We start from the raw sequence: 19,197 nt of genomic DNA on the forward strand, positions 1-19,197 counted from the left end.
TCTGTCACTCCGATTTTAATTTAACAATAGTAACGCCCTCGCCGCCTTCATTATAATTGCCTTTGCGGAAAGAAGCAACATGTTTATGACGTTTCATCATCGCACGTAGTCCGTTCTTCAAAACGCCTTCCCCTCTGCCGTGGATTACGGTTACTTCCTGCAGACCCGCCACATAGGCGTCATCCAGATATTTGTCTACGTCCATCACCGCGTCGTCCAGGTTTTCACCCTGTACGTTGATCGTAATTGATATATTCTGTGCTTTTGCCTTATACAAGCCTCCATATCCGGACGTCTTGGACTGCTTTTTTTTCTCAGTTCCGTCTACGATGAGCATTAAATCATCCACATTAAGGTTGGCCTTCATAATACCGATTTTAACCTGCAGATCTCCTTTGTCATCAGGAAGAGACAAAACCTCCCCGTTTTGATCCAGCGACAGAACCTTCACCCGATCGCCGATCCGTAGCTGAGAAGCGTCTATAGGCTGATTGTTGACCCTTCGGATAATTCTCTCCTGATACTTTTCTTCGCTTTCTCTCAGCTTACGTCTGCTCTTGTCAAACCGTTTGTTTCTTTCGCCTAAGCTCTGAACCTTAGAAAGCTGCCGCAACTCCTTCTGAACCTCGCTGGCCGTCTCTCTGGCGTCCCGCAGCATAACCCTGGCTTCCTCTCTGGCATCAGCGATGATCTTCTCCTTTTTCTTCTCCAGAGCCGATAGCTCCCGTTCAATCTCCTCTTGCTTTTTCTTCATTGAGATATTGATCATGACGGCTTCATCGCGCTCAGCTTCAGCCTTTTTCTTATCAGCTTCGATCGCGCTGATCACTTCTTCAAATTCAATATCTCCCCGTTCAATCAGCTGACCTGCTCTGTCGATAAGACTCTCTGGCAATCCCAGCTTTCTCGAAATTTCAAAAGCGTTGGATTTCCCAGGTATGCCGATCGTCAACCTGTATGTCGGACTTAAAGTCGTTACATCAAACTCCATAGAAGCATTTTCAACACCCTCCGTAGAAAGCGCATACTTCTTAATCTCATTATAATGGGTTGTAGCGATGGTGCAAGCTCCCCTTTTATAAAGTGTCTCCAGAATCGAGATCGCAAGGGCCGCTCCCTCCGTAGGATCTGTGCCTGCCCCTAATTCATCCACCAGTACCAAACTGTGATCGTCCGCTTCCTCCACAATCCTCACAATATTCTTCATGTGAGAAGAAAAAGTTGATAAGCTCTGTTCGATGCTCTGCTCGTCACCGATATCTGCAAAGACGTCTGAGAAAACAGGAATCTGACTCTGGCTGGAAGCCGGAATATGCAATCCGCTGGCCGCCATAAGCGACAATAGTCCCGCGGTTTTCAGCGTCACTGTCTTTCCCCCTGTGTTAGGTCCCGTAACTACCAGAGTTCGATACCCTTCTCCCACAGCTACGTTGATAGGCACTACCTTTTTGGCGTCAATCAAAGGGTGTCTGCCGGAACGTATATCCAGATGTCCCCGGTCGTTGATCTGCGGCTCCTCTCCGTCCATGCGTCTTGACAATTTCCCCTTTGCCATAATATAGTCCAGCTGAATGAGCAGCTCCTGATTATTCTTAATATCGTGATAACGCTCTGCAACGGCTTCCGACAGTTCAGTCAGAATGCGGGCAATCTCCGCCTGCTCCGCCAATTCTAGCTCCCGCAGTTCATTATTTAAGTTGACGATAGCTTGCGGTTCAATAAACAGCGTAGCGCCGGCCTTCGACTGATCGTGAACAATCCCCGGGAAGTGCGCTCTGTGCTCCTGCTTCACCGGTATTACATATCTTCCATCGCGAATTGTAACAATCGCATCCTGCAGATATGTTCTATTAGCCGTTGAACTGATCATCTGATTCAGCTTATTTCGTATGGCCTCGTTTTGTCTGGCCATTGTTCTGCGAATAGATCTCAGCTCGCCGGACGCGTTATCGCTCATTTCATCCTCCGACAAAATGCATCGGTCAATGTTTTCCATAAGTCGTGGCATCACTACCAGCAGCTCTGTCATAGACCGTATCAATGGCAGCTCTGGTAAATCGCTTTTCATAAAAGAAACAATTCTGCTCGCAATGGATAAATTATAGTGAATCTGCAGCAGCTGCTTCATAGTCAAAGCTCCGCCTTTCCTTGCAAATCCAACGCTTCCAGCGATATCATAGATGCCGCCTGTAGGAAGCGCCCCTTTACGCACAATAAGGTCAACCGCCTCAGTGGTTGACCTTAATTCTTCTGAAATTACCCGAATATCGGTATAGGGAAGCAGATGAGAAGCCATCTCCCGCGTCATATCACAGCCTGCTTCCTCCTTCAAAAGTTCAATTATTTTTTTGTACTCTAACACATCAAGTGCTTTTTTATTCATGATATTTCCTCTAGCTGTTATTCTTCATTTTTTCCAGCTCACTCTTCAACTGGATGTTCTCCATCTGTAAATCGAAGAAGGAATTCTCATATTCAGTACATTTTGCCTGCAGCTCCTTAAATCGCTCCTCGTTTTCTTTCTTTTGATTCTGCATCTGTGACAGGTTTTCCTTATACTGGGCGAAATTCTTCTTCGCGTCCTCCCACATCTTAAGATAATACTTAGAGTCGTTCTCTAGCTTTGTTATAGAGATTCGAAGCTGCTCCACCTGATTAAGGGCATCAAAGTATTCTTCCGCAACATTTATGGCAGTCAGAATGCCGATGCTGCCCTGGGCTGCCTCACCGGCAACCCTGCTTATAAGACGCATCTTATTATCAACGTACTCTGCTATTCTCTGAATTTCTTCTTCGGCCTTATCACCGGCTATCGTATACTCCTGGCCGTAAATCTTTACAGTTACTTTGCTGTCCATATTTCCACCTTTCTAACTACGCTGCCATTTCTGTTGACTTGCATCGCCCCGTCATCCTGCCGGCTTGCATCGCCGGGTTAGGACTCTTCGCCGTAGAGTGCCACGCGCTAAAGCGCTGCACTCCTGACGGGGGTCCTACCTACGGCTTCTCTTCGCCGTCATCCTGCCGGCTTGCATCGCCGGGTTAGGACTCTTCGCCGTAGAGTGCCACGCGCTAAAGCGCTGCACTCCTGACGGGGGTCCTACCTACGGCTTCTCTTCGCCGTCATCCTGCCGGCTTGCATCGCCGGGTTAGGACTCTTCGCCGTAGAGTGCCACGCGCTAAAGCGCTGCACTCCTGACGGGGGTCCTACCTACGGCTTCTCTTCGCCGTCATCCTGCCGGCTTGCATCGCCGGGTTAGGACTCCCTTATTACTGCTTGGAATGCTTCTTTTAATGCATCAACAACATTCGCGTGTACTGAGTCTGCTTCTTCGTCTGTCAGTGTCCTGTCATCGTGTCTATATGTTAGGCTGAATGCAACGCTCTTCTTGCCCTCATCAACCTGTTTTCCTCTATATACGTCAAAGAGTTTCACGTCTCTGAGAAGCTCCTTGCCAGCCTCTCTGATCTTCTTTTCCATATCGCCGACCAGGGTATCCTCGTCAACAATCATCGCTATATCTCTGGATGTCGACGGATACTTCGGCGGCTGATGATAGAGAATTTCTCTGTTTGAAAGCTCTACAATCACATCGAAGAACAATTCGCTCACATAAGCGCGTGTTCCGATTCCGTATTTTTCACTTACGTCCGGGTGCACCTCACCCATGATGCCCAGTTCCACCTCCTGACCGTTGATATCTTTGGTGAGAATCCGCGCGCATCTGCCCGGGTGATATACTTTGTAGTCCGATTCAGCTGTAAATTCCAGCTCTTTGATGCCTAGTCTTTCCAGCAGCGTGCAGATGATGCCTTTCAGAGTGAAAAAGTCCTCATCCTTGCCGTAAAGACCCAGCGATAAATTATAAGATTCGACCGGCAGCGCGTTTGCGTCCATCAGATTATTCATGAAGGTCAGCGCAATTTCGTAAGCGCCTACACGATCGATGTTTCTTGCATAGTTTCTGCCAAGAACCTCCAGCATGCCTGGTGTCAGCAGGGTTCGCATGGCAGCGGTTTCTTCTCCCATCGGATTGATGATTTCAACCAGATTTCTTTCCCAGGAATCTTCCTCAATGCCGATATTGTCCAGAATCTTCTGGTTGGAGAAGGAATAGGTCTGAATTTCATTTAAGCCCATACCGCAGAGCAGGTTTCTGGTCAGATCACGCAGGGCCCAACTCTTGGAAACAGTTCCTACTGTATCAGCCTTCGGCAGCGTCATTGGCAGATTGTCAAATCCGTATAATCTGGCAACTTCCTCTACACAGTCGATTTCTTCCTTCATATCCTGACGAACAGTCGGCGGCGTCACCAGCATGATATCGCCCTCGCCAGCTACCTCCATATCCAGGCGCTTGAAGTAGCCTTCCATTTCCTCTCTCGGAATCTCCGTACCCAGCACCTTGTTTACTTTGCTGACTCTGCAGGAGATGGTCACCGGCTTCTGCGGATTGTGATAGACATCCACGCTGCCGTTTAAGACCTTGCCGCATCCCAGCATTTCCACCAGCTTGCAGACTCTGTCAGCAGCAGCTTCTGCCAGATTCGGGTCCAGGCCTCTTTCATATCTTGCGGAAGCCTCGGTTCTCATATCCAGCTTCTTCATCGAACGATGGATGGAATTCTTGTCAAAGCATGCGGATTCCACCAGTACAGTGTTGGTGTCGTCTACGATTTCTGAGTTGAGACCACCCATGATACCCGCAATACCGATCGGCTTCTCCGCATCGTTGATCATCAAAGTATCGGCGTAAATATCTCTTTCCTGTCCGTCCAAGGTCGTAAACTTATCGCCGTCCTTTGCCACATCAACGATAATATGGGAACCAGCCACGCTTCTGATATCGAACGCATGGAGCGGCTGACCGTATTCCATCATGACAAAGTTGGTGATATCTACCATGTTGTTAATCGGTCTCATGCCGGCTGCCATCAGCCTTTTCTGCAGCCACCACGGAGACTGTTCGATTTTTACGTCTTTGATGACTCTGGCGGTATAACGAAGGCAATTTTCATTTCTGACTTCTACGGAAATATAGTCTGACGCGTTTTCATCAGTCTTTTCGCATTCGTTTTCCGGATAGGTCATCTTTTCTTCGAAGACTGCCGCCGCTTCCTTTGCCATGCCCAGCATGCACAGGCAGTCCGGACGATTCGGCGTGATGCAGAAATCGATGGCATAATCGTGCAGACCCAACGCCTCTACAAAATCTTCTCCAAGATGTTCATCCCAGTTTCCCGGCAGCATCCAGATACCGTCCTTGGAAATATACGGCGCAATTTTATCCTCGATGCCCAATTCCTGCGGGCCGCACATCATACCGTTTGAGACAACGCCTCTCAGCTTGCCCTTGGTAATCTTCACGCCGCCTTCTACCTTCGGCTGGCCGTGAAGGGGTCCCGGAATATGGCTGTTATGCTTTGCAATCGGGCAATATCCGCCTTCGTAGATATTGGTAGCGCCGGTTACAATCTGCAGCGGTTCTTCTTCTCCTATGTTGATCTGGCAAACAACCAGCTTATCCGCGTCAGGATGCTGTTCGATCTTATCAATTCTGCCTACAACGACACCTTGGATACCGGTTCCCAGTTCTTCACAGGTTTCCATGTCGGAGCCGGACATAATCATACGGTTGCAGAATTCCTCGATTGGCACGTTGACATCTGTATAATCTTTTAACCAATTTAATGATACTAACATTTTATTTTAACCTCATAATGATCGTATTTCTTTCACTGTAACTTATTTGAACTGTTCGATGAATCTCATGTCGTTTTCGTATAGGAAACGAATATCGTCGATTCCGTACTTAAGCATGGCGATTCTCTCCACACCCATGCCAACCGCGAAGCCAGTATACTTTTCTGTGTCGATACCGCCTGCCTGATGTACATGAGGATGGGTCATGCCGCAGCCCAGAATTTCAATCCAGCCGCTGCCTTTGCAGACAGGACAGCCTTTGCCGCCGCATTTGAAACAGGAAACGTCCATTTCCGCGCTCGGCTCAGTGAATGGGAAGTGACTTGGACGGAACTTGGTTCTCGTCTCTGGTCCGAAAAGCTGTTTCGCCATATGGTCGAGAGAGCCTTTCAAATCTCCCATAGTAATGCCCTCGCCGATGACCATCATTTCTATCTGATGGAATGTCGGAGAATGTGTCGCGTCCGGTGTGTCTACCCTGTAACATCTTCCTGGAATTAAAACTTTGTATGGCAGAGGCATATCGTGCTCTGCTCTGATCTCCGCAGACGAGGTATGAGGTCTTAATACCTTGTCTTCGCTGATATAGAACGTATCGGTCAGGTCTCTCGCCGGATGATTCTCCGGAGAGTTGAGCGCGTCGAAAGTATTGTAAACAGTATCCACATCCGGTCCTTCGTAGACGGAATAACCCATGCCCTTAAAGATTTCCACTACTTCATCGATAACCTGGGTAATCGGATGTTTCACACCATAAACGACAGTTCTGCCCGGCTCGGTTACATCGATTTTTTCTGCCTTGAATTTTGCTTCCTTTGCCTTCTCTTTTACTTCAACAGCTTTTTCAGAAAGCAGCTGTTCAAACTCTGCTTTCACTTTATTCGCGGCCTGCCCCAGGGCCTTCTTTTCTTCTGGAGGAAGCTTTCCCATAGAACGGAGGATCTGCGTAAGCTCACCCTTCTTTCCAAGGATCTTAACTCTTACTTCTTCTGTGTCTGCCAGAGAGGATGCCTTGGCTAGTTGTGCTTTGGCTTCTTCCAGCATTTTCGCTAATTTCTCTTGCATCTTATTTATACCTCACATAAAAAATTTCTTCTCTGTGCCTCGTACATCAATATGCCTGCGGCAACAGCAGCATTAAGGGATTCCAGACTGCCCTCCATCGGAATCCTTACTCTGACGTCGGCCAATTGTATAAGTTCATCGCTTACGCCGCCGCCTTCATTGCCTATGACCAGAGCCGTAGCGCAAGAAAGGTCTGCGTCAAAGTATAAGGTGTCGGTATTTAGACTTGTCACAACCAGCTTCTTACCTAAGCTGTCGGCAAGCTCTCTCAGTTCCCTACCGTCCTCGACATGAACGATAGGGATTCTAAAGACGGAACCGGCCGCCGCGCGTATGGTCTTCGGCGAAAAGATATCCGCCGTGCCCTTTACCGCAACGACTGCTGCATACCCGGCGCCCTCGGCTGTCCTGATGATCGTGCCGATATTGCCCGGATCCTGCAATCTATCCAAAACAACAAAGTTGCTGTTTTCTGTAGTAATCGCTCCCAGCTCTCCGACTGTGTATTGTCTCTTTCTGACTACTGCGATAACGCCCTGACTTGTCTCTGTCTGCGCTAATCTGTCAAAAAGCTTCCCATCCATGACATACTTTTCACCGTCAGGCAAACCTTCTCCCAAAGTATCCTCCCGCAAAATCATATAGCACAAATCCTGCCTCGGAACTTCCTGCATAAGATTAAATCCCTCTATGAGATATTTGCCCTCTCTGTCCCTGTATTTTTTTTGAGCTAGCTTTTGGCATTCCTTATATATTCTGTTTTCTCTGGAGCGGATTTCTTTCATCATAGTAATTACACGAAAAAGCCGGTCACGCAAATGCCGGCTTTCCTACAAAGCAATAAAGGTTATTTCTGTCCCCGGAGAAAGTCCGGCAGGTCAAATCTTGAATTGCTCTTGTCCTCATCCTTGGTCTCATCAAAGATCTGTCCAAGAGTCATGCTTCTGCCTGTCAATCCATTCTCCGTAACAACTTCCTGCGGTTTAGAAGTGTTATAGCCTACAGAACCCGTAGATTCAAGTCCCTCACCAAAGCCTGTCGCGATAACGGTAATAGCAACCTCATCGTTCATTTCTTCGCTAACTGCCGCGCCGAAGATCAGAATTGCTTCTCTATCCGCCTGTTCTTCTACCATGCTTGCGATTTCGTTAACCTCCAGCATGCCCAAATCATATCCGCCGGATACATACAGAAGGATAGCTTTCGCGCCGCCGATCGTAGTCTCAAGCAATGGACTTTCGATAGCAGTCTTGACTGCGTCTTTCGCTCTGTTTTCGCCTTTGCCACGGCCTGTACCCATATGTGCCACACCTCTGTCGGTCATGACGCTCTTTACATCGGCAAAGTCTACGTTAATCAGCGCGTGATCACTGATCAAATCTGAAATGCCCTGCACACCTTTGCGCAGTACATCATCCGCCATCGTAAAGGCCTCCAGCATAGAGGTGTTCTTCTCGCAATTCTGCAGTAATTTGTCATTCGGTACTACAACCAGCGAGTCTACGTACTTTTTCAAAAAGCTCAATCCCAATTCGGCCTGATCTTTTCTCTTTTTACCTTCAAAGGAAAATGGTTTGGTTACCACGCCAACGGTAAGTATACCCATATCCTTGGATGCTTTCGCTATAATCGGAGCGGCCCCCGTTCCAGTACCGCCGCCCATGCCCGCAGTGATAAACACCATATCGGAGCCTTCCAGCAGATCTGTTATATCATCTAATGTTTCCTCTGCGGAGTGCTGACCTACTTCCGGATTTCCGCCTGCTCCCAGACCTCTGGTTAGTTTCTCTCCGATCTGTATCTTCGTCTCAGCCTTGCATCTATTCAACGCCTGTTTATCCGTATTGACGGCGATAAACTGTACGCCTCTTAAATCAGCTTCCATCATTCGATTTACAGCGTTACAGCCGCCGCCGCCTACGCCGATAACCTTGATGACTGCCGCATTATCCTGTCCAGTCTCAAATTGCAACATTCTAAATTGCCTCCTTGCATCCCATAATATAATCTATTTTATCACAAAAGCAGCGCCTTTGCATCTACTTTTTCACGAAAAATCCGGAGAAAATGGCACATAATTGTGATCGCCCAGGTTTATCGTACCTCGTTTTATGTCAGTTTTTATCAACTTATTAACAACCTTCTGTAAATTGCCGTTTTCTATGGCCTTCATCATCTGTTTCGGCGTTCCCCTTACTACCAGTGTATCATAGATGTACGCTTTGATAACGACTCTGGATACATCAATTTTTTTAAAGAAGAAATCACCGTCCTTCATGGTCGTCAGCATCTGAAGCGTACTTTTTAGAGTAGCCGCTTCTTCAGCTTCTACCAGCTCTCCTATATTTAATTTGCTGACCGTCAATCCTGTCAGCAATGTGAGCTTCGGGTCTACAGTTGTCTTTCTCAACATCGTCCCTTCTTCATCAATGACAATATAGGCGTCGCCATAAGAAATCGCGGCAATCTGCATTCTTTCATCTACTTGAATGATCAAAGTATCAGGCAGCTTTCTACGCACCTCTACTCCAGCAAAATACGGATCATCTAACAGCTTGTCCCTGATACCTGACGTTCCGGCCTGCCAGAAGATATTTCCTCCCGTTCGGGCATTGGCCATATTAATAACCTCGTCATCAGCATAGTAATGATTTCCCTCTACCTGAATAGATTTAACAGTGAAAAAGCCAGAAGACAAAAAAATTATAATTCCGGCTATCAAACCCAGGAAAATCAAAAATCTGCGCAAATAGTGCTTTTTTTTCCGAACTTTACGATCACGCTTAATCTGACGAAACACAATATCATCATAAACCTGATCTGATTCACTATTTGATTGGGGTTCATACGTATCTTCGTAATAATCTTTCATCCTTTTTCCATCTCCGCATAGATCACTTCACACGCGTCTAAAGGCGCGCACTGCGCGCTGGCTCTGCTCATCGCTTCCAGAATATCCGGATTGTTACGCAAACGCATAACTTCGCTGATCAGTCCCTCGCTAGTCAACTCTTTTTCCTCCAATAAAACCGCGCCGCCTTTATCTGCAACCGACTTTGCGTTAAAATATTGGTGATTGCCCGTTACATTAGGCGATGGAATCAAAATAGAGGCCTTTCCGCAAACTGTAGTCTCCGCAACGGATAAAGCGCCAGCTCTGCTGATTATCAAATCCGCTGCGCTCAGATAAGTCGGCATATCATTAATATAGGAACAAATCCGAACATTGGCCGCCGGTTCGATGCCTCTTTCCTCTGCCTTGTCCAGAATCTCTGTGTAATACTGACTTCCCGTACCGAAGATGAACGTCACGCCACTATGGCCGTTAACGGCTTCCATCAGGTCAAACGCCACCTCATTGATCTTCGCAGCGCCCTGGCTGCCTCCAAAAGAGAATACGACAAAATCGTCCTGCCCAATGGACAATGCTGTCCGAGCGGCGCTTTTATCTGCTTCGTAAAAGCTCTTACGTACCGGATTCCCTGCACAGATGTGCTTTTCCGGCTGGTGAAAATAATGACTCGCCTCAGGAAATCCAAGAAAAACTTTGTCTGCGAATTTCTCCAATGTCTTATTGGCAACGCCTGGAAAAGCGTTTTGCTCATGGAGATAGCAGCGCGCGCCATACTTATGACCGGCATACATTACCGGAACACAGACAAATCCTCCTGTACCAATGACGACATCCGGTTTAAATTTCTTCATGATACGATATGCCTGTGCCACGCCGCGCATCGTTGTCAACCCCGTATCGAAGACCTTCAGCAGATTTCGCCGGTCCAGCCACTTTGCAGATACAAACTCCATGTTATAGCCGCTTCTGGGTACAATATCCTTCTCCAATCCGATATCATTGCCGATATACAGCACTTCTGACGACGGATTTTTTTCCATTACTTTGTCTGCGATGGCAATGGCCGGATAAATATGGCCTCCCGTGCCGCCGCCGGTTACGATCACTCTCATAATATGTCCCTCCGATATTCTCTGCAATTTACCTGCGTTTCTCTGGTTTCCTTTCGGCCGGCGCGCCGCCGCTGCTTTGTCTGGATATATTCAACACCATACCTGCGGACGCCATAAATATCCAGAGCGCGTTGCCTCCATAGCTGACAAAAGGCAGCGCTATACCTGTTGGAGGCATCGATGACGTCACAACTGCAATATTGAGGATAACCTGCAGTCCAATCATTATGGTAATCCCGCCGGACAGCAGCATCCCAAACCGATCTGGCGCATTCAGGCATACGTGGAAGCACCGCCAGATTAAAACCACGTATACTACGATCAGAGCCAATAACCCTATAAATCCTAACTCCTCGCCAATGATAGCCAGAATAAAATCATTCTGGGGTTCCGGAAGATACAGATTCTTCTGGATGCTTTTGCCTAATCCCAAACCAAAAAGTCCTCCAGATCCCAGCGCTAACAAGGACTGCACTACCTGGAAACCATCTCCCAAAGCGTCCGCGAAAGGATCTAAAAAGCTGGTAAACCGTTTCGACCAATGCTCAGCCCCGATTTTATCCCCTATCATAATCAAACCAAATATACCGCCGCCTCCGGCAATCATAGCGCCGATAACATATTTCCACTGTAATCCGGCTAAAAACATAATTCCTGCAATGATGCCGCAAACCGTAATGGCAGTAGATAAATTCGGTTGCTTGATGATCAATCCTCCGAAAACACCCATGAGAAGAAGCAGCGGCAGAACGCCTCTCGAAAAGGAAAGGATAATCCTGGGATCACTGGCTAAATAAGACGCGGTAAAGATGATTACAGCGATCTTTGCGATCTCACCCGGCATGATGGTAAAGCCGATGTACAGCGCCCTGGTAGCGCCGCCTTCTTCCACGCCCAGAGGCGTTAATACCAGCAGCAGCAAAAGCAAACTGACGCCTAGAATCAAAATGGACAGTCTCCGGAAAATATGGTAATCTAACCGCGCGCAAACGCCCATAATGACAAAACCCGTCAAAGCGAAAACACCCTGTTTAATCAGATAACTGTATGGCGATCCGGAATCGTTAATGGACTTATAGTAGCTTGCGCTGAACACCATAACTACGCCAAAAATAACTAATATCGTCACCATGGCTATGATCACAAAATCACTCTGTTTTAAATTCTTTGCGCCTCTATGTTTCACTCTCATTTATAACCTGCTCACACAATTTTTAAAGTGTTCTCCCCTTTGCTCAAAGTTATCGTACATATCCCAGCTGGCACAGGCGGGTGATAGAAGTACAGTATCGCCAGGCTCTGCCAACTCGTAAGCTTTGTTAACACATTCCTGCATGTCTTTGCAATATACATAATCCGTAAATCCTTTGCGGTCCGCGGCTTCAGCAATGAGGCGGCCGTCTCTCCCCAGCAGAATCATCTTTTTAACACTGCCGTTGAATTGACTGATGAATTCGTCAAAGGTCTGCCCTTTAGCGTCGCCTCCGGCAATCAAAATGATATTTTTCTCAATCGCTCTGATCGCCGTTATCGCTGCGTCAATATTCGTTCCTTTAGAATCATTATAATAGTTAACGCCCTCAATCAGACCGCAAAATTCAATTCGATGCGCAACGCCGCTAAAGCTTTTGATCGTGCTGCCGATCGTCTCCGCGTCAATGCCGGCAAAATAGCAAATGGCCGCGGCCGCCAGAGCATTCTCAAGGTTATGCGTACCGATAATTTTCAGCTCGTCGCTGCCGCATATATCTACTAGCTCTCCCTGTTTGTTTCGAATTACCAGTCTGTTATCCTGAAGAAAAGCGCCGAAGGAAAGCTGATTCTTACGGCTAAAGGGCACAATCGTTGCCTGACAGTCTGACGCCAGCTTATAGCAAGTCTTATCGTCATAATTGATCACGAGATACCCATCGTCACGTTGGTTGGCAAAGATCTTTGCCTTCGCCTCTCCATAAGCTTTCATCGTATGATGTCTGTTCAGGTGATCCGGCGTCAAGTTTAAAATAGCAGACACAACCGGCTTGAAATACCGTGTAGTTTCCAGCTGAAAGCTGCTCGTCTCTGTAACCAGCCAATCCTCCGAAGCCGCGTCCATAGAGGCGGAAATAACCGCCACGCCGATATTGCCTACTACATAGGTCTTTCTCTTGGCCGCCTTGAAAATTTCACCTACCAGTGTGGTTGTCGTTGTCTTTCCATTGGTGCCTGTAATCGCGATATAATTTCCGCTTCCAATGCGGTAAGCGATTTCCAATTCACCGATAATCTCAGCGCCCTTATCCTTTGCTTCCTGAATAAAAGGCAGCTCTGGACTGACGCCGGGACTCAAAATCAACATATCAAACGCACCCATATCAGGCGGCGTCTGTGCGAAATAGCAGCGGACGCCTCTCCCCTTCAAAAAAGCAACCAGCTGTGCGTCTACAGTTTCTTCCTTTTTAGAGTCCTGAATATAAACCTCTGCTCCTAATCGCAGCATGGCCTGAGAAGCAGCAATACCTGACTTACCCAGACCTACAACCAATACCCTTTTATATTTCATGTTCTCCAAATTTGCGTTCATATCGTCACTCTTTCTCTTATTTCTTTTACAGATTCATGATAACATATGCGATAACACAGCATACCAGAGCGATAAGCCAGAACATAGCTACCACACCTTTTTCTTTCATACCGCCCATCTCAAAGTGATGGTGCAGCGGCGCCATACGGAAAAAGCGCTTACCACCTGTGCACTTAAAGTATACCACCTGAATGATAACTGAAAGCGCTTCCATCACATAAACGAGTCCAGCTACCGGAAGCAGAAACTCAACCTTCATGATGATCGCCGCTGAAGCCAACGCCCCGCCCAAAGCCATAGAGCCAGTATCACCCATGAATAATTTGGCCGGATACCGGTTGAAAACCAGAAATCCCAGGCAAGCTCCGGTAAGCGCACAGCAGAAAATCATCGGCGCGTCGTGGCCGAACTCCATACCTACAATGGCGAAAAAGAAAGCGACCAGCGCTGTTACGCCGGAAGACAAACCATCCAGTCCATCGGTTAGGTTTACGGCATTGGCCATAGCTACCACAACAAAGGCTACAAACGGAATATACATCCAACCAAAATCAACGTAACGATCAATAAACGGAATCCATACATCAGTACCGTAGCCTGAGAACTTAGCCATGTACACAGCCAAACCTACCGCGATCAGAATCTGCAGCACCAGCTTTTGCCAGGCTCGCAGACCCAGATTGTGCTTCTTTGCAACCTTGATATAATCATCCAGAAATCCGAGTAAACCAAAGAGCAATGTAACCACTAACATGATCAACGAATCTGTATTAACACTTCCGCCGATAAATGTCATTAAGAGCAGCGCCGCAAAGATCGCGATACCGCCCATCGTTGGTGTTCCCGCCTTGGAAAGATGAGATTGAGGCCCCTCCTCACGAATGAATTGCTGAAACTGTTTGTGCTTTAAAATGGGGATTTCCAGTGAAGTTAACACAGAAGATGCCATAGTCCCCAGCACTACTACAAAAATTAGTCTTAAGATCTCCATCATTTTTACTCCTGTTCTTTCATGATTTTATCTACGATCTGTTCCATCTCCATGGCTCTGGAGCCCTTAACCAGTACCGTGTCGTTACTTTTCAGCAATACGCGTAGCTCTGCGGACAGATCTTCTTTCGTATCAAAATGCTTTACCGCTGCCGCGCCGGCGCTAATCGCGCCTTCTGCAATATCGGCTGCTTTTTCTCCCGCTGTCAGCAGCAAATCTACTTTCTGTTCAGCAGCAAACTGCCCGATCTCACGATGATAAGCCGGTGAATTCTCTCCCAGTTCATTCATTCCTGCCAGAATCGCTACCTTTCGCCCTCCGGCTGTATGGATCAATGTCTCCAACGCTGATTTCATGGAATCGGGAGCAGCGTTGTACGTATCGTCAATAATCTTCATTGCACCCGCTTTTCGAATTGTCAGCCGTTTTCCTGTCAGCTGCAATTTTGACAAGCCTTCTGCCGCCTGCGCGGCGGTAATGCCGAAACAACTGGCGGCCGCCGCGGCCAATGCTGAGTTCAACGCATTGTGTGCGCCTGGTATTGCAAGTTGGATTCTGTAATCCCGATCTCGAACCGTCAAAGTATACGCAACGCCTTCTCCGCCTCTGTCTTCAATATGATGTACAAAATAGTCGCAGCAAGAATCTGTACCTACCCGAATAACATCATAAGCTTCAGAAAATACCGCCGTCTGCAGCATATCATTATCCTGATTGATAATCAGCGTGTTTCCCTCATGAAAATAGTCCGTGATTTCCAGTTTCGCTGCCAAAATCTCCTCTCTGCTTCCAAGGTTTTCAATATGAGAGATTCCTACATTTGTTATTATCCCAACATTTGGTCTGATTATATCCACCAGACGGTGAATTTCATTTCGATGATCCATACCGACTTCCAGCACCGCGGCTTCCATGGATTTATCAAAAGTAAAAATCGTCTGCGGCACACCGATGTCATTATTAAAATTACCCACTGTAGTTCCGGTAATATACTTTTCACGCAGAATCGCACAGACCATATCCCGGGTACTGGTTTTCCCCACGCTGCCAGTCACTGCAACGGTTTTCAAGTTTAATTTCTTTAAATACCAGCTGGCCAGAGCCTGCATTGCTCGAGTCGTATCCTTCACTAATATCACGCCGGCCTCTGGAAGATTCGCTGCCGCTGCTTCTCTATCTGTCAAAAATGCTCTGCAGCCATTCTCATAAGCCATCGGAATAAATTTATGAGCGTCATGGACTTCTCCTACAATCGGTACAAATAGTTCTCCAGCCTTTACCTTTCTGGAATCCGTACTGACTGCCGTAATTTCTTCTGTTCCGTCACCTGACAGAATTCGTCCGCCCGTAGCCTCTTTGATTTCCGCAATTGTAATTTTGTTCATTTCTCACCTTTTCTATTGACGCGAGAACCTGTTCCCTGTCGTCAAAATGTATTATCTCATCTCCAAGGATCTGATAATCCTCATGTCCTTTCCCGCAGATTGCAGCAATTTCACCGGGAACGCAGCTGCGTACCGCTTCCTCGATGGCCTGCCCGCGATCCTCAATAACCTGGAAAGGCGTATTATATTTTTCTATCTCTGTGATGATATCGTTGATGATAGCCTGTGGCTGCTCGTTTCTCGGATTATCTGAAGTAACGATAATCCTATCGGCATATTTTGCAGCTGCCTCACCCATGGCTTTTCTCCTTCCGAAATCCCGGTTTCCCCCGCATCCGAAGACGCATGTCACTCTGGACGGACGATATTCACGTAAAGATGTCAAAAGCTGTTTCAATCCTGTACCATTATGCGCGTAGTCTACCATAATCAGTCGCCCCGCATCCAACGCAAACATCTCCTGCCTGCCCGGCACAGAAATCTTCTGTAGAGCTGCAGACGCTGTTTGTTCAGGCACGCCCATTAGCAAAGCAGTGCTTATAGCCGCCATAGCATTACTGCAATTAAATTTGCCGGGCATTCCCAGAACAACGCCTGTATCAAAATCCTTTCCCCGAAGTCGGAACTCGCTGCCTAATGCGCCTGGCAGCCTTACTGTATAAAGGCTTTCCGCCCGCAAGTCGTTCCCCGGTTCAAAGCCGAAGGTCCGCAGGCGGCAGGACGCATTTTTTGTAATAAGTTCTATATTCGGGTCGTCTCCATTAACTAATCCAATCCCACATCTTCGAAAAAGCCGAGCTTTGCAGGATGCATATTCAGCAAAATCCTTATGCTCGAACGGACTGATATGATCTTCTTCTATATTGGTAAATACACCATAATCGAAAATCACTGGTTCTGTTCGTGAAAGCTTTAATGCCTGAGACGACACTTCAATCACTGCGGCTTTGCAGCCATTGCTGGCCATTTCTCGCAGATAGCGGTGAAGCCGGATAGAATCCGGCGTGGTATGGTCACTTTTCAGTATGTCTTTTCCTGTATCAGTTACAACTGTTCCGATGAGACCTGTCTTAATCCCGGCTTCATCAAGAATTTTCTTTATCATGAAGGTAGTCGTGGTCTTTCCTTTTGTTCCCGTTACTCCAACGGTTATCAACTCCCTGTGCGGCCAACCGTAAAAGGCTGACGCCATAGCGCCCATAGCCTTTCGAACGTCGTCCGTCATTAAAACTGCCGTTGTGCAATCAGCAGGCAGAGAGATTTCTCTATCGCAGACAATCGCTGACGCGCCTCGAAACACCGCGTCGTCCGCATAATCATGACCGTCCGTCAGACACCCTTTGATGCAGAAAAACATCGCTCCCTTTTCTGCCTGACGTGAATCCTCGGTTAAGGCTGTAATTTCGCAATCCGTTTTTCCACGGATGAGCTGGCAGTCTCCAGCCTTTGCTAATACTTCAAGTTTCAGATAAATCCTCTCGATTCTATATTCTGTCTATTCTCTGTACAGGTATACTTTTCCGCCTTTCTTAATCTTTTTGCCCGCCTTCGGATACTGGTCCACAACATCAAAATCTTTCTTGCTGCTAGTCTTAGGCGTCACTTTATATTTTAAACCATAGCTTCCCAAAATTCCGATTGCGTCGCTGTAGCTTTTTCCTGTTACATCAGGTACGTATGCGTACTCTGCCTTCAGGTCTTTTTCCTCATCTTTGGTATACTTTGGGTTGACGCCCAAATACGGAAGGGCGTTCTCTAAAAATTCTTTGGCAATCGGCGCTGCTGTAGCGCTACCGAACTGAATACCTTTCGGGCTGTCAACAACGACCAGTACGACCAGCTTTGGATCGTCCATCGGCGCCATACCGATAAAGGACGAATATGTGTCGCTTGAATATTTTCCATCTGAAGATGGTTTATCAGCTGTACCGGTTTTACCTCCAATGCGGAATCCTGCTATCTTCGCATTACCGCCGCCGCCTTCAGATACAACAAATTCCATAATCTTCTTCATATCGTTAGCCGTCTTTGAAGATATAACCTTGCGGATTTCTTTAGTTTCATATTCCTTGACTGTATCGCCGTCAGAATCAGTCAGCTTCTTAACCACACGAGGCTGCATCAGCACGCCGTCGTTGCCGATGGCGCACACCGCGCTGACCAATTGGATCGGAGTCACTGCAATACCCTGACCATACGACATGGTAGCTAATTCCACCGGTCCTATGATATCCTTCGGCTGTACCTGCGCGGAGGCCTCTGCCGGTAAATCGATATTGGTCTTACTGGTATCTGTAATGCCAAACATTTCCAAATAGTTATAATATGTTTCTTTTCCCATGGCAAGGGCCAGCTGAATCTGTACCGGATTGCAAGAGTTTCCTACGGCCTGAATCAAAGTCTCTGTACCGTGACCTTTCGGGCTCCAGCAGTGCAAGGTTACATGCGTCCCCGGCACAGTATATCCTACGTTACATGTGTAAGTTTTTTTCAGGTTGGTAACTCTTTCTTCCAATGCAGAAGATGTTGTAACCAGCTTAAAAGTAGATCCAGGTTCATAGGTGTCGCTGACGATGGGATTTCTCCACATCTGATTCAGATATGTGACCTGATCTTTATCTGACATTTTGTCGAAAACGGTCTTTTCTTTCTTATGATCCGGTTCTGTAGGAGTATTTGGATCAAATCCAGGGTTAGCAGCCATCGCCAGAACATCGCCGGTCTTTGGATCCATAACAAGGCACATGATCCGGTTTGCCTTAGTTTCTTTCATACCGTTGGCAATGGCGTTTTCAGCATAGTGTTGTATCACTTCATCGATGGTCAACGTTACGTTTAAACCGTCCTCTGCCTTGTAATAGGTTTCCTGTCCGTAAGACAGCTTGTTGCCGTTGAGGTCAGTATTCTTAATCCACCTTCCGGCTACGCCGCTCAGATATTCATTGTATTCCTGCTCTACACCGCTTCTGCCCAGATTATCGTCATTGACGCTGCCCAGCAGCTGAGAAGCAAAATTACCCAGCGGATAATATCTTTTCGTATTTTCTGCGATATCGATACCCCTTATATCCAGTTCATTTACCTTATCGCTTGTTTCCTTATCCAAATACTTTGCAATCTTGATCAGAGCCTGTTCTTTCACCAGTTTTTCTCTAACCTCACTGGCCTTCATATTCAGAATAACAGCCAGCGAGCTGCTGATTTCATCCAGTTTTTCACCTTTATAGTTCTCTTTGATCTCCGCTGGACGCGCCCACACAGTATAGCATGCCGCGCTCGTTGCCAGTTCCTTTCCATTTCTATCGAGAATATTGCCTCTCTTTGCTTCCAATGGAATATCGCTGGTCTGCTGATCCGTTGCAATTTTGCTGTATTCCTCTGCTTTTACTACCTGAATCCACGCCAGCCGAAAAGCCAGCAGAATCAGAAGCAGGCTGATCATCCCAAAAGTAATAATAATTCTTTTTTTGTTTCTTCCGCTTACCTTTGCCATATATGTCTCCAATTATTCCCGATTAAATAT

General features: G+C 47.1%; 14 protein-coding genes. All 14 read right to left on the minus strand.

Features of this window, described 5'->3' with window-relative positions:
• Positions 1-4: 4 nt before the first annotated feature.
• Positions 5-2,383 (minus strand): endonuclease MutS2, encoded by a 2,379-nt coding sequence (locus ACPW7J_RS10025; protein WP_425755162.1) that lies wholly within the window; start codon positions 2,381-2,383, stop codon positions 5-7.
• A 10-nt stretch (positions 2,384-2,393) separates the two neighbouring features.
• Positions 2,394-2,858, minus strand: coding sequence for a cell division protein ZapA (locus tag ACPW7J_RS10030; RefSeq protein WP_161874887.1), 465 nt, complete (start codon positions 2,856-2,858; stop codon positions 2,394-2,396).
• A gap of 398 nt (positions 2,859-3,256) precedes the next feature.
• Positions 3,257-5,704 (minus strand): phenylalanine--tRNA ligase subunit beta, encoded by a 2,448-nt coding sequence (gene pheT, locus ACPW7J_RS10035; protein WP_425755163.1) that lies wholly within the window; start codon positions 5,702-5,704, stop codon positions 3,257-3,259.
• Positions 5,705-5,746: 42 nt separating this feature from the next.
• Complete coding sequence (gene pheS / locus ACPW7J_RS10040) at positions 5,747-6,769, minus strand: phenylalanine--tRNA ligase subunit alpha (protein ID WP_161874885.1); 1,023 nt, start codon at positions 6,767-6,769, stop codon at positions 5,747-5,749.
• Positions 6,770-6,774: 5 nt separating this feature from the next.
• Positions 6,775-7,587, minus strand: a complete 813-nt coding sequence (locus ACPW7J_RS10045) for a TrmH family RNA methyltransferase (protein WP_161874884.1) — start codon at positions 7,585-7,587, stop codon at positions 6,775-6,777.
• A 29-nt stretch (positions 7,588-7,616) separates the two neighbouring features.
• Positions 7,617-8,744 carry a cell division protein FtsZ gene (gene ftsZ, locus ACPW7J_RS10050; protein ID WP_425755164.1) on the minus strand — a complete coding sequence of 376 codons (1,128 nt, stop codon included), beginning with the start codon at positions 8,742-8,744 and terminating at the stop codon, positions 7,617-7,619.
• A gap of 72 nt (positions 8,745-8,816) precedes the next feature.
• The gene (locus ACPW7J_RS10055) at positions 8,817-9,641 is read right to left on the minus strand and encodes an FtsQ-type POTRA domain-containing protein (RefSeq protein ID WP_161874882.1); all 825 of its coding nucleotides are present in this window, start codon (positions 9,639-9,641) and stop codon (positions 8,817-8,819) included.
• Positions 9,638-10,735 carry an undecaprenyldiphospho-muramoylpentapeptide beta-N-acetylglucosaminyltransferase gene (gene murG / locus ACPW7J_RS10060; protein ID WP_161874881.1) on the minus strand — a complete coding sequence of 366 codons (1,098 nt, stop codon included), beginning with the start codon at positions 10,733-10,735 and terminating at the stop codon, positions 9,638-9,640. The genes ACPW7J_RS10055 and murG overlap by 4 nt, the downstream gene beginning before the upstream one ends.
• Before the next feature lie 28 nt (positions 10,736-10,763).
• Positions 10,764-11,927: a peptidoglycan glycosyltransferase FtsW gene (locus tag ACPW7J_RS10065; protein WP_161874880.1), complete on the minus strand. Its 1,164-nt coding sequence runs from the start codon at positions 11,925-11,927 to the stop codon at positions 10,764-10,766.
• A complete protein-coding gene (gene murD / locus ACPW7J_RS10070; protein WP_425755165.1) occupies positions 11,928-13,298 on the minus strand; it encodes a UDP-N-acetylmuramoyl-L-alanine--D-glutamate ligase in 1,371 nt (456 codons plus the stop codon).
• Positions 13,299-13,323: 25 nt separating this feature from the next.
• The gene (gene mraY / locus ACPW7J_RS10075) at positions 13,324-14,292 is read right to left on the minus strand and encodes a phospho-N-acetylmuramoyl-pentapeptide-transferase (protein WP_425755166.1); all 969 of its coding nucleotides are present in this window, start codon (positions 14,290-14,292) and stop codon (positions 13,324-13,326) included.
• A 2-nt stretch (positions 14,293-14,294) separates the two neighbouring features.
• On the minus strand, positions 14,295-15,674 hold the full coding sequence (locus tag ACPW7J_RS10080; RefSeq protein ID WP_425755167.1) for a UDP-N-acetylmuramoyl-tripeptide--D-alanyl-D-alanine ligase: 1,380 nt from the start codon (positions 15,672-15,674) through the stop codon (positions 14,295-14,297).
• Positions 15,613-17,157 carry a UDP-N-acetylmuramoyl-L-alanyl-D-glutamate--2,6-diaminopimelate ligase gene (locus ACPW7J_RS10085; protein WP_425757521.1) on the minus strand — a complete coding sequence of 515 codons (1,545 nt, stop codon included), beginning with the start codon at positions 17,155-17,157 and terminating at the stop codon, positions 15,613-15,615. The genes ACPW7J_RS10080 and ACPW7J_RS10085 overlap by 62 nt, the downstream gene beginning before the upstream one ends.
• A 12-nt stretch (positions 17,158-17,169) precedes the next feature.
• The gene (locus ACPW7J_RS10090) at positions 17,170-19,167 is read right to left on the minus strand and encodes a penicillin-binding transpeptidase domain-containing protein (RefSeq protein ID WP_425755168.1); all 1,998 of its coding nucleotides are present in this window, start codon (positions 19,165-19,167) and stop codon (positions 17,170-17,172) included.
• Positions 19,168-19,197 lie beyond the last annotated feature (30 nt).

It is taken from the genome of Ihubacter sp. rT4E-8, assembly GCF_049852125.1.
Classification (GTDB): domain Bacteria; phylum Bacillota; class Clostridia; order Peptostreptococcales; family Anaerovoracaceae; genus Senimuribacter.

Bases quoted from the DNA above. Each gene is read 5' to 3' on its own strand.
- ACPW7J_RS10030 (WP_161874887.1), bottom strand. From the start codon at position 2,858: ATGGACAGCAAAGTAACTGTAAAGATTTACGGCCAGGAGTATACGATA.
- ACPW7J_RS10090 (WP_425755168.1), bottom strand. From the start codon at position 19,167: ATGGCAAAGGTAAGCGGAAGAAACAAAAAAAGAATTATTATTACTTTT.
- ACPW7J_RS10055 (WP_161874882.1), bottom strand. From the start codon at position 9,641: ATGAAAGATTATTACGAAGATACGTATGAACCCCAATCAAATAGTGAA.
- ACPW7J_RS10065 (WP_161874880.1), bottom strand. From the start codon at position 11,927: ATGAGAGTGAAACATAGAGGCGCAAAGAATTTAAAACAGAGTGATTTT.
- mraY (WP_425755166.1), bottom strand. From the start codon at position 14,292: ATGATGGAGATCTTAAGACTAATTTTTGTAGTAGTGCTGGGGACTATG.
- ACPW7J_RS10025 (WP_425755162.1), bottom strand. From the start codon at position 2,383: ATGAATAAAAAAGCACTTGATGTGTTAGAGTACAAAAAAATAATTGAA.
- murD (WP_425755165.1), bottom strand. From the start codon at position 13,298: ATGAACGCAAATTTGGAGAACATGAAATATAAAAGGGTATTGGTTGTA.
- ftsZ (WP_425755164.1), bottom strand. From the start codon at position 8,744: ATGTTGCAATTTGAGACTGGACAGGATAATGCGGCAGTCATCAAGGTT.
- murG (WP_161874881.1), bottom strand. From the start codon at position 10,735: ATGAGAGTGATCGTAACCGGCGGCGGCACGGGAGGCCATATTTATCCG.
- ACPW7J_RS10080 (WP_425755167.1), bottom strand. From the start codon at position 15,674: ATGAACAAAATTACAATTGCGGAAATCAAAGAGGCTACGGGCGGACGA.
- pheT (WP_425755163.1), bottom strand. From the start codon at position 5,704: ATGTTAGTATCATTAAATTGGTTAAAAGATTATACAGATGTCAACGTG.
- pheS (WP_161874885.1), bottom strand. From the start codon at position 6,769: ATGCAAGAGAAATTAGCGAAAATGCTGGAAGAAGCCAAAGCACAACTA.